This is a genomic window from Micrococcus sp. GbtcB5, assembly GCF_019091605.1.
Classification (GTDB): domain Bacteria; phylum Actinomycetota; class Actinomycetes; order Actinomycetales; family Micrococcaceae; genus Micrococcus; species Micrococcus luteus.
Genome location: NZ_JAGXJK010000512.1, coordinates 1 through 234, shown reverse-complemented (window position 1 = coordinate 234; position 234 = coordinate 1). Strand labels below are relative to the sequence as shown.

General features: G+C 73.5%; 1 pseudogene. It reads left to right on the top strand.

The window, feature by feature from the left end:
• A pseudogene (locus KVS67_RS13300) lies at positions 1 to 234 on the top strand (enoyl-CoA hydratase/isomerase family protein); the annotation flags it as partial.

The window sequence follows — 234 nt, the reverse complement described above, 5'->3', positions numbered from 1 at the left end:
AGGAGGCCCTCGAGCTCAAGCTCGTCACCGAGCTGCACGAGCCGGTGGCCCTCCTCGACGCCGCCGACGCCCTCGCCGTCCGCATCGCGCAGCAGGACCCGCTGGCGGTGCGGCTGTCCAAGCGCGTCTTCCACCTCCCCCGCGCGGCCCACCCCCACGTGGACGAGATCGCGCAGGCCCTCCTGTTCGAGTCCGAGGCCAAGGTCGAGCGCATGCAGGCGGTCCTCCACCGCC